Source organism: Arthrobacter sp. NPDC057388 (assembly GCF_042668165.1).
In the GTDB taxonomy this organism is placed as follows: Bacteria; Actinomycetota; Actinomycetes; order Actinomycetales; family Micrococcaceae; genus Arthrobacter.
Map to the genome: position 1 here is coordinate 17,165 of NZ_JBHVBL010000050.1, position 11,964 is coordinate 29,128.

Here is an 11,964-nt window from a genome sequence, read left to right on the forward strand (position 1 = left end):
AGTGACTCAGCTCATCACCGCGGACCTGGTCGAGCTTGACCAGAACCTGGGCAATTCGCCCGAGGACGTGATCCGGCACCTGGCCGGCCGTGTTGCGGCCAACGGACGCGCGAGCGAGGTTGAAGGCCTCTTCACGGATGCCTTTGCCCGTGAACAGAAGACCGCCACCGGCGTTCCCGGCGGCATCGCCATCCCGCACTGCCGCTCGGCTGCCGTGACGGAACCCACCCTCGCCATGGCACGCCTGTCCCAGCCCGTCGATTTCGGCGCCAAGGACGGCCCCGCCGACCTCATCTTCTTCATCGCTGCACCGGCCGGCGCCGACCAGGAGCACCTGAAGCTGCTGTCCAAGCTGGCCCGCTCGCTCATCAAGAAGGACTTCACGGGCGCGCTGCGCGCGGCCACCACCCGGGAAGAAATCGTGGAGCTCGTAGACAACGCCCTGGCTGACAAGCCGGCCGCGGCCGCGGCTCCCGAAACGGCTGCCACCACGGCAGCCCCGGCAACCGGCGCCGCCGGCGCTGCTGCCGGCGGTCCCAAGCGCCTGGTCGCCGTCACCGCGTGCCCCACCGGCATCGCGCACACCTACATGGCGGCGGACTCCCTCGTGGCCGCAGCCAAGGAAGTGGGCGTGGACCTGCAGGTCGAAACCCAGGGCTCTTCCGGCGCCAAGCCGCTGGACCCCGCCGTCATTGCCGCCGCCGACGCCGTCATCTTCGCCGTGGATGTGGATGTCCGCGGCAAGGAGCGCTTCGCCGGCAAGCCGGTCATCAACGCCCCGGTCAAGCGCGGCATCGACGAACCGGCAAAGATGGTCCAGGAAGCCCTGGACGCGGCAGACAACCCGCACGCCCACCGCGTCCCGCACTTCGGGGCCGAGGAGCAGGCCGAGCGGGAAGCCACCGAAAAGGGCGAGCACATCGGCCAGAAACTGAAGAGGGCCCTGCTCACCGGCGTGAGCTACATGATCCCGTTCGTGGCCGGCGGCGGTTTGCTGATCGCGCTCGGCTTCCTGCTGGCCGGTTTCGACATCGCCCTGGGCACCAAGGCCGACGACATCCTCGCCAACAACAGCCTCGTCAACCTTCCCGATGGCAACCTCGCCCTGTACCTGGGGACGGTGGCCTTCAAGATCGGCGCCCTGTCCATGGGCTTCCTGGTACCTGCCCTCGCCGGCTACATCGCCTATGCGATCGCTGACCGCCCGGGCATCGCACCCGGCTTCGTTGCCGGCGCCGTTGCCGGATTCATGGGCGCCGGCTTCCTCGGCGGCATCGTCGGCGGCCTGCTCGCCGGCTACATCGCCCACCTGATCGGGACCTGGGCGGTGCCCCGCTGGCTCCGCGGCCTGATGCCCGTGGTCATCATTCCGCTGCTGGCCTCCATCGTTGCCTCCGGCGCCATGTTCCTCTTCCTGGGCGGCCCCATCGCCGGCCTCACCGCCGGGCTGAACGGCTGGCTGTCCGGCATGTCCGGCGCCTCGGCCATCGTCCTGGGCATCATCCTCGGCCTCATGATGTGCTTCGACCTGGGCGGCCCGGTCAACAAGGTTGCCTACGCCTTCGCCGTCGCCGGCCTCGGCGCCGGCAGCGCCACCAACCAGGCCCCCTGGCAGATCATGGCCACCGTGATGGCCGCCGGCATGGTGCCGCCGCTGGCAATGGCCCTGGCCACCGTCCTGGACAAGAAGCTCTTCAGCCTGGCCGAGCGCGAAAACGGCAAGGCCGCCTGGCTGCTGGGCGCCTCCTTCATCTCCGAGGGCGCCATCCCGTTCGCGGCTGCCGACCCGCTGCGCGTCATCCCGGCCAGCATGGTCGGCGGCGCGGTCACCGGCGCACTCACCATGGCCTTCGGCGTCACGTCCCAGGCACCCCACGGCGGCATCTTCGTGTTCTTCGCCATCGGCAACGTGGTGATGTTCATCGTGTCCATCCTGGCCGGCACCGTGGTCACGGCTCTCATTGTGGTGGCCCTAAAACGCTGGGCTGCCCGCAAGGCCGTTGATACGGTGGAGACGGTCCCTGTATCTGTCTGATCCCGCCGTCCTTCAGCACTTCAACCCACACTGCAACTGCAAGGAGCAAAAATGTCCGAACGTACCGCAACCGTCGCCAGCCGCGTAGGCCTGCACGCCCGTCCCGCCGCCATCTTTGCCGAGGCCGCAGGCGAGTTTGACCTCGACATCACCATCGCCCGCGAAGGGGAGCCCGCCGACGAAGCCATGGACGCCGCCAGCATCCTCTCCCTCATGAGCCTTGGCGCATCGCACGGCGACGTTGTGGTGCTGCGGGCCGAGGGTGACGGCGCGGACGCCGCGCTTGACCGCCTGGTCCAGATCCTGGAAACGGATCACGACGCCGAGTAGGCACCGCACGCTTTACGGCCGGTTTCCGCAGCAGCTCCCCTTGGTGGCTGTTGCGGAGGCCGGCCGTTGCCGTCTCCCCATGATGCCGCCCTGGCCTGACCGCAGCTTGCATCGCACCTGCTCAGAGGGCTTTTGGGTGTGAAGTAAGCAACCTTAGTAGTTTCTTGTTTTTGGTTCTGCGCCCTACTAGCTTGGAACTGTGGCCAGCCATTCGAATGACCGGCGGAACTGCCGGGCTGAAGGAGGATGACAGAGTGGAAACCTTGCAGGAAAGCGTGGACGTCGAGGTACCAGTCAGCACCGCCTACAACCAGTGGACACAGTTCGAATCGTTCCCCAGCTTCATGGGGGGTGTTGAGTCCGTCGAACAGATCGACGAGACCTCGCTGCATTTCCGCACCAGCGTGGCCGGCGTAAAACGCGAGTACGACGCGCAGATCCTGGAACAGACGCCCGACCGCTGCATTGCCTGGGTCAGCAAGGACAAGCCGCGCAATGCGGGCAGGGTGACGTTTGAGGACCTTGGCCAGGACCTCTGCCGCGTCAACGTGGAACTCGAATGGGAGCCGGAAAGCCTGTTGGAGAGGGCCGGCGCCGCAGCCCACGTCGATGAGCAGCAGGTCTCCGCCGACCTGGCACGCTTCAAGGAGTTCATCGAAACGCGGGGCATCGAGACGGGTGCCTGGCGTGCCGCGGTGGACCGCGGCGAAGTGGACCCTCCGGGAGCCCGCTGACCTGATCCGCCGGCCGTTTCATTGCGGCCGCCCGTCCATTCCGGAGGTAGCCATGCCAGAAAAGAAGAATCCCAGCCTGAAGGATCCCAAGCTCTATGAAGAGCTCCGCGACGAGGGCGCCTCAAAGCAGAAGGCCGCCCGTGTCTCCAACGCGGCAGCCAAGAAGGGACGCTCCGAGGTGGGCCGCAAGGGCGGCAAGTCCGGCGACTATGAGGACTGGACCGTGGACCGGCTTAAGGCCAAAGCCAAGGAGATCGGCCTCAAGGGATATTCCGGCAAGAAGAAGAGCGAGCTCATCTCAGCGCTCCGGAACTCCTGAGCGGGTGCACGTGCAGCCGCGTGGCGGAGCGCCCGCCTTCTCAGGCGCCCTTCCGCGCGGTTTTCGCCGTGGACTTTGTGGCGGTGCCGGCCTTCGACGCCGTCGCGGACTTGGCAGCAGTGCCGGACTTGGAAGCGCTGGTCTTAGATGCAGTACCGGTCTTCGAAGCAGTGGAAGTCTTACTGCGGCTGCCTGCAGCAGCGCGCTTGGCCGTACCGCCCCCGGCAGTTCCGGCGTCGGAATCCCCGGCGTCTTTTTTGGCAGTGCTGCTCCGGGTGCCGCTGCTCCTGCCTCCGCTGCTGCGGCTGGCCCGTTTGGCAGGTTCCGCCTGCTCCTCCCCTTCCGATTCTTCCCCGTCCGAATCGCCGGCTGCCGCCGCGCCCCCGCGTTTCTTGTCCAGGCTGCGCTTCAGGGCTTCCATGAGGTCGATAACCTCGCCCTTGCCGCCCTCGGCTTCGGCACCGAAGGTCTCTTCCGTGTCCAGCGCGTCGCCCTTTTCCAGCTTCGCCTCGATAAGCTGCCGCAGCTGTGCCTGGTAGTCATCGGTGAACTGCTCAGGCTCGAAGTCGGACGCCATGGACTCCACAAGGGCTGCGGACATCTCCCGTTCCTGCGCGGAGATGCGGATGGACGTGTCCAGGGCAGGAAACGCGGCCTCGCGGACCTCGTCCGCCCACAGCAGCGCCTGCAGCATCAGGACGTCGTCGCGGATCCGCAAGGCACCCAGCCGGGTCTTGTCCCGCAGCGCGAACTGCACCACGGCCACACGCTCGGTGTCCTCCAGAGCCCTGCGCAGCAGCATGTAGGCCTTGGGCGACTTGGAATCCGGCTCCAGGTAATAGCTCTTCTCGAACATGATGGGATCGAGCTGCTCGGAGGGGACGAACTGCACCACTTCGATTTCGTGGCTGTTCTCCGCGGGAATCGACTTGAGTTCATCCTTGGTGAGGATGACCGTCCGGCCGTCGTCCTCATAGGCCTTTTCGATATCGGAGTAGTCAACGATTTCGCCGCAGACCTCGCAGCGTCGCTGGTAGCGGATCCGGCCGCCGTCGGCGTTGTGCACCTGATGAAGGCTGATGTCATGGTCCTCGGTGGCGCTGTAGACCTTCACCGGGACGTTGACCAGCCCGAACGCGATGGCGCCTTTCCAGATCGCTCTCATGAGACCAGTCAACAGCACGCAGCGCCGGAGGTGAAGCCCCATGGCCGCCGGTAAGGAACGCGTGCGGGTCGGCGGCCGCGAACTGACCCTGACCAACCTCGACAAGGTGATGTATCCCGCCACCGGCACCACCAAGGCCGATGTCATCGCCTACTACGCTGCTGTGGCCCCGGTGCTCATCCCCGCTGCCCGGAACCGCCCGGTCACACGCAAGCGGTGGGTGCATGGGGTGGGAACCGAAGACCGTCCGGGTGAGGTGTTCTTCCAGAAGAACCTGGACGATTCGGCGCCCGGCTGGGTGCCCCGGGCCGCCATCACGCACAAGACCAACACCAACTACTACCCGCTGCTGAACGATCCGGCCACGCTTACGTGGCTGGCGCAGATCGCGTCCCTGGAGATCCACGTGCCGCAGTGGACGGTGGACTCGCACGGACGTTCCTTGCCTCCCGACCGACTGGTCCTGGACCTCGATCCCGGGGAAGGCGCCGGGCTGCCCGAATGCGTGGAGGTGGCAAAACTGGCGCGGACCATCCTGCAGGACGTGGGGCTCGATCCCGTTCCGGTCACCAGCGGCAGCAAGGGCATCCACCTGTATGCGGTGCTGAACGGGAGCCAAAGCTCGGATGAGATTTCCGCTTTCGCCCGGGAACTGGCCCGTGCGCTGGAAGCCGACCACCCGGATCTGGCCGTCAGCGACATGAAGAAGGCGCTCAGGACCGGGAAGGTCCTGGTCGACTGGAGCCAGAACAACGCGGCGAAGACCACCATCGTTCCGTATTCGCTCCGCGGGCGCCTGCACCCCACGGTGGCGGCGCCGCGGACCTGGCGGGAGCTGGGATCGGCGTCGCTCAAGCACCTGGACTACGAGGAGGTCATGCGCCGCGTGGCGGCCGGCAAGGATCCCTTCGCACCGGTCAGCGGGGGCGCAAGAGACGACCCCCGGCTGAACAAGTACCGGTCCCTGCGCGACCAGGGGAAAACACCCGAGCCCTTCACGGCGGAGCAACACCATGCGGCAAAAGCCAACGGCGTTCCGGGGCAGGCGGGCAGGGAGATCTTCGTCATCCAGGAGCACCATGCCAGCCGCCTCCATTACGACTTCCGGCTGGAGCACGAGGGGGTTCTTGTCTCCTGGGCCCTGCCGAAGGGCGTGCCTGAGTCGGGAGAAAAGAACCATCTGGCCGTGCAGACCGAGGACCACCCCATGGACTACGCCGATTTCGAAGGTGAGATCCCCCAGGGTGAGTACGGGGCGGGCAGCGTGAGCATCTGGGACAAGGGCGTCTACGAGCTGGAGAAGTGGGTCAACGGCAAGGAAGTCATCGCCACACTGACCGGGCGCGAGGGCGGCGGGCTGGGCGGCACCAGGAAGTTTGCCCTGATCCATACGGGGAAGGGGCAGGGCGAGGAATCGCAGTGGCTGATCCATCTGATGGACAGGGTTCCCGGCACGCGGAAGAAGCCCGCCGGCGCCACGGAATTGAAGGGCCGGGCCGGTGCCGCAGCCGCCCCATCGCTCTCCCAGATCCTGCCCAACCCCGATCAGGCACCTGACCCCGTTCAGGCCCCGCGCACCCGCACAAAAACGGCCGCCGCCACCCCGACAACTACGGCACAGCGCACCGGCCTGCAGGAGGACCCGGCCCCCATGCTCGCCTCAGCCGGCACTCCCGCGGACCTGCATGGCAGCGAGTGGCTCTTCGAACTCAAGTGGGACGGGATCCGCGCGCTCGTCGTGGCCGACGGCGACCGGATCAGGCTCCTGAGCCGGAACGGCAATGATATGTCGGCCAGCTATCCCGAATTCACGGACAGGACCTGCTGGCCGCCGCAGGACTTCATCGCGGACGGTGAGATCTTCGCCGTCGGGCCGTCCGGCCGGCCGGACTTCGGACTCCTGCAGGGAAGGATGAAGCTGACCAGGCCGGGCGACGTGAAACGGGCCCGTGCCACCATCCCCGTGCAGATGATGCTCTTCGACCTGCTGGCCGACGGCGGCGATGACCTGCGCAGGCTGCCGCTGCGGAAGCGCCGGGAGCGGCTGGCTGACTTCTTCGAACCGGGCGGGTGCCCGGTGGGACTGTCCGAGACCCTGGACGGCCGGGTGGAACACATCCTCGAAAGCGCCCGCGAGCTGGGCCTGGAAGGCGTGATGGCGAAGCGCGCGGACAGCCGCTATGTGAGCGGGCAGCGGACCCACACCTGGATCAAGCTCAAGATCGAACAAACCCAGGAAGTGGTGGTGGGCGGCTGGCGGCCGGGCAAGGGCGACCGGTCCAACACCGTCGGCTCCCTGCTGGTCGGAATACCGGAGGGCAACTCGCTGCGCTATGTGGGCCGCGTGGGGAGCGGCTTCAGCATGCGTGAGCTGGAGGAGCTGCGGAAAAAGCTGGAGGGGCTGGGGCAGAAGACGCGGCCGTTCGATGAAGTTCCGTCGGCGGACGCGGCAGACGCCCGCTGGGTGCAGCCGAGCCTCGTAGGCGAGGTGACCTTCGGCGAGTGGACCGGGAGCGGCAAGCTCCGCCACCCGGTGTGGCGCGGCTGGCGGCTGGACAAGGAACCGGCGGAGGTCGTGCTGGAATCGTGAAGCAGCCCGGCAGCAGCTTGAAATTTCGGCTGCTGCCGGGCTGTGGAATTCAGGATCAGAATTCCGGCAGGATCACGATGAGTGCGGCATCTGCGGACGGCTGGTCCGGTGGACTGCCGTCACGGCGGCGCCCTGTCCCAGGCGGCCGGGAGTTGCGCCGTGTTCCTTGGGGTGGCGCCGCTTGCCGTTGCCGTCCGGCCACTGCTTTGCCCCGCCCATGGCCGTGGTCACGGCCAGGGTTTCGGGAGTGGGCAGCGCCGGCCTTTCCATCGATTCCGCCAGGTGTGCAGCCACATCCGGCTTGATGCTGCTTCCGTTATAGGAGTCGGCCATTAGTTCTTCCTTTCCGCGATGAAAATGAAGTGTTCCCCATATCAGGTCCGTGGTTCCGCGGTCGTTCGGCAGCGACGGCGCGACAGCAGACTGCGGCACGACCACTACCCGAAGATCAGTGTTCCCATGGGTCCACCTTAGGCAGGATCACGCCGCCGGGGAAGAGACTTCTTAATCGTCGGCACCGGCCCGGAAGGATCCTTCCCACACGGCCCTGGACCCGGCTTCACCGACCGCAGCCACAGTGGCCACGGCACCCCCGCAGATGACCAGTGCGAGCACGGCGGCGACAATCCCCGCGATGCGGGAGCCGGCCGTGCCCATGCGCCGCCGCATGCCCTCTGCCTGCGCGGCACCGTAACGGAACCACAGCCACTGGGCGAGGGCTATCAGGAACACCCCCACCACCCACGGCAGCAGCGTCCCGGCAAGCTGCATGTGGGCGAGGATCCTCGGGGTGGCATCGACACGGTCCAGCAGCCACTGCCCGGCCGCCGCGGTGACCGGCACCAGAACCAGTGCCAGCAGGGCAATCAGCGGCGTGACGATCCCCAGCCGCCGTCGCGCGGCGGGCCAGAGCAGGCTCAGCAGTGTGCAAAGGGCCGCCAGCGGAACGAAGACCACCGTGGCATGGACGAGCAGCACGTGCATCGGCAGACCGTTGATCTCGTAGTCCATGGCGAACACCCCTGTCTGGAATATGTGAACTACCCAGACAGACGAGCAGCGGTGTTGAACGGTTCAATCGGCATCCCGTCCGGGTGGCCGGGGAAGGCCGGAAACAGCGGAAAAAGGGCGTGAAAAGCCCTGTTACAGAAAAAGGTTTGATAACGATCGCCCACCGCGCCGAAAATCCGCAGGATGACGGGGCCAGACCGGCCAAAACAAGTCCGGTTCCGGGCCCCGTTTGGACCCCTAAACCGGGCGATCATACGGCACCAAACTCTCGAATGCCATGGAAATCCCGTAAAATTGAAGGCCTGCCCGGAGCGGGGCAGCTAAAAGTCGCAAGCAAATGACCTCCACAGGAGTTGCCCAAATGCCCACAGACCGAAGCACGACCGACTCTTCAGCAGGCGCCAGGAACGCCAGCGGAACTGACCAGGCCGCACCTCAGAGTGCGAAGAAACCCAAGCTGCTCGCGCGGCGCCGGCTCAAGGTATCCGACGTCAACGTCGTGGACCAGCCCATGCTCAAGAAGGCCCTCGGCGGCACGATCGTGGGCAACACCATGGAGTGGTACGACGTCGGCGTGTTCGGCTACCTCATCACCACCATGGGTCCGGTATTCCTGCCGGAAGCCGACAAGACCGTCCAGACCCTGTTCCTCCTGGGCACCTTCGCTGCCACCTTCATCGCCCGCCCGCTAGGCGGCGTGGTCTTTGGCTGGCTCGGCGACAAGATCGGCCGCCAGAAGGTTCTTGCGGCCACGCTGATGCTGATGGCGGCAAGCACCTTCGCCGTCGGCCTGCTGCCCGGCTACGCGCAGATCGGCATGTGGGCGGCGGCCCTCCTGGTGGTGCTCAAGCTCGTGCAGGGCTTCTCCACCGGCGGCGAATACGCCGGTGCCACGACCTTTGTGAGCGAATACTCCCCCGACAAGCGCCGCGGCTTCTTCGCCAGCTTCCTGGACATGGGCAGCTACCTCGGCTTCGCCCTGGGCGCGGCACTCGTGTCCGTGCTGCAGCTGACGCTGGGCCAGGCCGCCATGGAGGACTGGGGCTGGCGCCTGCCGTTCCTGGTCGCCGGCCCGCTCGGCCTGATCGCCGTGTACTTCCGGAGCAAGATCGAGGAGTCGCCGCAGTTCCAGGCCACCCTGGACGCCCAGGAGGACCTCGCCAAGGACGCTGCCGCCAATGATGAGGCTGCCGCCAAGGGCCCGGTGGGCATCATCAAGGCCTACTGGCGCTCCATCGTCGTGGCCATGATCCTGGTGGCCGCCGCCAACACCGCCGGCTACGCGCTGACGTCGTACATGCCCACGTACCTCACCGAATCGAAGGGTTACGACCCCGTCCACGGCACCCTGCTCACCATCCCGGTGCTCGTTGTCATGAGCCTGTGCATTCCGCTGACCGGCAAGCTCTCCGACCGCATCGGACGCCGCCCGGTGCTGTGGATCGGCGCCTTGAGCACGGTCGTCCTGGCTGCGCCGGCCTTCATGCTCATCGGCCTCGGCACCATCTGGTCCACGCTGGCCGGCCTCTCCCTGGTCGCCTTCCCCGTGACCTTCTACGTTGCCAACCTCGCCTCCGCATTGCCGGCGCAGTTCCCCACGGCCAGCCGCTACGGCGCCATGGGCATTGCCTACAACTTCTCGGTGGCGATCTTCGGCGGCACCACACCGTTCATCGTGGATGCCCTCATCAATGCCACCGGCAACGACATGATGCCCGCCTACTACCTGATGGGCACTTCGGCTGTAGGTACGGTGGCCATCTACTTCCTCAAGGAATCCGCCCAGCGCCCGCTGCCCGGCTCAATGCCCAGCGTGGACACCGCCGCGGAGGCCCGTGAACTGGTGGCCACCCAGGACGAGAACCCGCTGATCGACCTCGACGAACTTCCGTTCGAGACGATTGACGAGCTCAACAGGCATCTGGACAAGGAGCTCGACGGCGAACTGAAGAAGGTGCCGGCCGGCACCTGACGCCGGTCCCCCGCATCCGGGTCGGGGCCCGTCCCGCCGTGCTCCCACTGACAGGGAGCCGCCGGGGCGGGCCTTCACTCTGTCTGCGCTGCCGTGGCATTCTGCCCTGTTGCCTGTCTCACTATGTGACGCTGCCCGCGGTGAGATCTTTTCGGCGGTGCTACCTTCGTAGGGTGAAAGGGGTCGTGCCGGTGCAGTCTGTAGTGCACCACTGGCGGCAGCTGCACAGCCTGGGCCCCGCCAACAATGACCACCTCTCGGCATGGCGTGTGGCCACCAGCGTGGCCGTCCCCTCCCTGGTCCTGCTGCTTCTCGGCCGCCCGGACCTCACCATCTATGCCGTGTTCGGTGCGCTCACCGGCATGTACGGCCGTTCCGAACCGCACCAGCTCCGGCTCAAGCACCAGCTCCAGGCGGCACTCGTCCTGCTGACGGGCGTGACCGTAGGCGTGGTCCTGTCGCTCAACCACCTCCACTCGTGGTGGCTCGTGGGCATCGAGGCTTTCCTCGCCGGGGTTGGATCCCTCTACTCGGACAAGGTCCATCTCAGGCCCAACGGGCCCTTCTTCGGAATCCTCGCCCTGGGTGCCTGCGCCTCCGTGCCCGTGGCTGTGCCCTGGTACGTGGCCCTGCTGATTGCGTTCGGCTCCGCCGCTTTTTCGCTGCTCGTGGGATTTGGCGGCTGGGTGCGGGGCAGGGCCTGGAAGCCCGGCGCAGCACGTCCCTCTGCAAGCCTCCGGGGTGCCCTGCGCCGCAGGGCGGCCATCCACGCTGCCCGCCACGTACTGGCTGTCGGTGCCGCCGGCACCATCGGCGTCCTGACCGGAAGCGGCCACCCGCACTGGGCGATGGCGGCAGCGGCGGTGCCGCTGGCCGGCGCGGACCTCCCCAGCAGCGTCCACCGCGGCATCCACAGGATCATCGGAACGTTCCTCGGGCTGGTGATCGTCACCGTCGTACTTCTGCCGGAGCCGTGGGCTCCGCTGCACTTTTTCCCGGGCGCGGAAGCCGCCGTCCTGGCGCTGCTGGTGATCGTCTTCCAGTTCGGCACCGAGCTGTTCATGACCCGGCACTACGGGCTGGCGATGGTCTGGTTCACCCCGGTGATCCTGCTGATGACCCAGCTGGCGGCGCCGGCCGATCCGCAGGTGCTCATTGTCGAACGCGCCGTCGAGACCGTGGTGGGCGCCGGCGTCGGAATTCTGGTGGTGGTGTTTATCCGTTCGCGCTTTATCCGCTGGCGCCGGAACCGACGCCCGGCTCCTGCGGCCGGCGCGGCGGCCCGGCCGTAAACCTGTCCGGCACCATCCGGGCCACGGCAGCCACGATCTTGTAGCGCTTGGTGGGGATGGAGACGGCTTTGCCGCGCTCATTGTCCGCCAGCGCCTCGCGCACCACCCGCCCCGGCCGCAGCCACGTCCAGCCCGGCGCCACCGACTTGTCCATGCCCATCCGGTCGTGGAACTCGGTATGGACGAAGCCCGGGCAGACGGCGGTGACCTTCACGCCCCGGGATGAGTAGGCGAGGTTGGCCCAGCGGCTGAAGCTGACCAGCCACGCCTTCGCCGCCGAGTAGGAGCCGCGGGGAAGGAAAGCGGCCACGCTGGCCACGTTGATGATCCGGCCGGACCCGCGCGCCAGCATGCCCTGAAGGGCGGCGTGGCTGAGCTCCATGGCCGTCTGGACGTGCAGCTTCAGGTGCTTCCGCTCGTCGTCGATCGGGTTCTCATCGAAGTTGTGCAGCAGCCCGATGCCGGCATTGTTCACCAGCGTGTCCACCGGCCGGGAAGGATCGGAAAGGCGTCCGA

General features: G+C 66.9%; 11 protein-coding genes. 7 read left to right on the top strand and 4 right to left on the bottom strand.

Annotated features, from left to right (window positions below; genetic code table 11):
* The first annotated feature begins 1 nt into the window (after position 1).
* The 4 genes from ACFUTU_RS18450 to ACFUTU_RS18465 all read left to right on the top strand — a co-directional run bounded on the left by ACFUTU_RS18450 (position 2) and on the right by ACFUTU_RS18465 (position 3,418).
* Entirely contained in the window at positions 2–2,035 is a 2,034-nt protein-coding gene (locus tag ACFUTU_RS18450; RefSeq protein ID WP_377966884.1) for a fructose-specific PTS transporter subunit EIIC, read from the top strand.
* Between the two features lie 51 nt (positions 2,036–2,086).
* Positions 2,087–2,365: an HPr family phosphocarrier protein gene (locus ACFUTU_RS18455; RefSeq protein ID WP_076799084.1), complete on the top strand. Its 279-nt coding sequence runs from the start codon at positions 2,087–2,089 to the stop codon at positions 2,363–2,365.
* Between the two features lie 254 nt (positions 2,366–2,619).
* On the top strand, positions 2,620–3,099 hold the full coding sequence (locus ACFUTU_RS18460) for an SRPBCC family protein (RefSeq protein WP_377966886.1): 480 nt from the start codon (positions 2,620–2,622) through the stop codon (positions 3,097–3,099).
* 52 nt (positions 3,100–3,151) lie between these two features.
* On the top strand, positions 3,152–3,418 hold the full coding sequence (locus ACFUTU_RS18465) for a Rho termination factor N-terminal domain-containing protein (RefSeq protein ID WP_377966888.1): 267 nt from the start codon (positions 3,152–3,154) through the stop codon (positions 3,416–3,418).
* Between the two features lie 40 nt (positions 3,419–3,458).
* Here the strand turns inward: ACFUTU_RS18465 and ACFUTU_RS18470 are convergent, their stop codons facing one another.
* The gene (locus ACFUTU_RS18470) at positions 3,459–4,583 is read right to left on the bottom strand and encodes a Ku protein (RefSeq protein WP_377966890.1); all 1,125 of its coding nucleotides are present in this window, start codon (positions 4,581–4,583) and stop codon (positions 3,459–3,461) included.
* A 40-nt stretch (positions 4,584–4,623) separates the two neighbouring features.
* Between ACFUTU_RS18470 and ACFUTU_RS18475 the strand changes: the two genes are divergently transcribed.
* On the top strand, positions 4,624–7,173 hold the full coding sequence (locus ACFUTU_RS18475; protein ID WP_377966892.1) for an ATP-dependent DNA ligase: 2,550 nt from the start codon (positions 4,624–4,626) through the stop codon (positions 7,171–7,173).
* 72 nt (positions 7,174–7,245) lie between these two features.
* Here the strand turns inward: ACFUTU_RS18475 and ACFUTU_RS18480 are convergent, their stop codons facing one another.
* Both ACFUTU_RS18480 and ACFUTU_RS18485 read right to left on the bottom strand, forming a co-directional pair.
* On the bottom strand, positions 7,246–7,506 hold the full coding sequence (locus ACFUTU_RS18480) for a hypothetical protein (RefSeq protein WP_377966894.1): 261 nt from the start codon (positions 7,504–7,506) through the stop codon (positions 7,246–7,248).
* Between the two features lie 171 nt (positions 7,507–7,677).
* Positions 7,678–8,184, bottom strand: a complete 507-nt coding sequence (locus tag ACFUTU_RS18485) for a hypothetical protein (protein ID WP_377966896.1) — start codon at positions 8,182–8,184, stop codon at positions 7,678–7,680.
* Between the two features lie 361 nt (positions 8,185–8,545).
* On the opposite strand from ACFUTU_RS18485, the gene ACFUTU_RS18490 reads away from it, so the two are divergent.
* Positions 8,546–10,156 (top strand): MFS transporter, encoded by a 1,611-nt coding sequence (locus ACFUTU_RS18490; RefSeq protein WP_377966898.1) that lies wholly within the window; start codon positions 8,546–8,548, stop codon positions 10,154–10,156.
* Positions 10,157–10,347: 191 nt separating this feature from the next.
* Positions 10,348–11,448, top strand: coding sequence for an FUSC family protein (locus tag ACFUTU_RS18495; RefSeq protein WP_377966900.1), 1,101 nt, complete (start codon positions 10,348–10,350; stop codon positions 11,446–11,448).
* Here ACFUTU_RS18495 and ACFUTU_RS18500 read toward each other — a convergent pair.
* On the bottom strand, positions 11,387–11,964 hold a 578-nt coding region (locus ACFUTU_RS18500; protein ID WP_377966902.1), incomplete at its 5' end, for an SDR family NAD(P)-dependent oxidoreductase. The two genes, ACFUTU_RS18495 and ACFUTU_RS18500, sit on opposite strands and share 62 nt — an antisense overlap.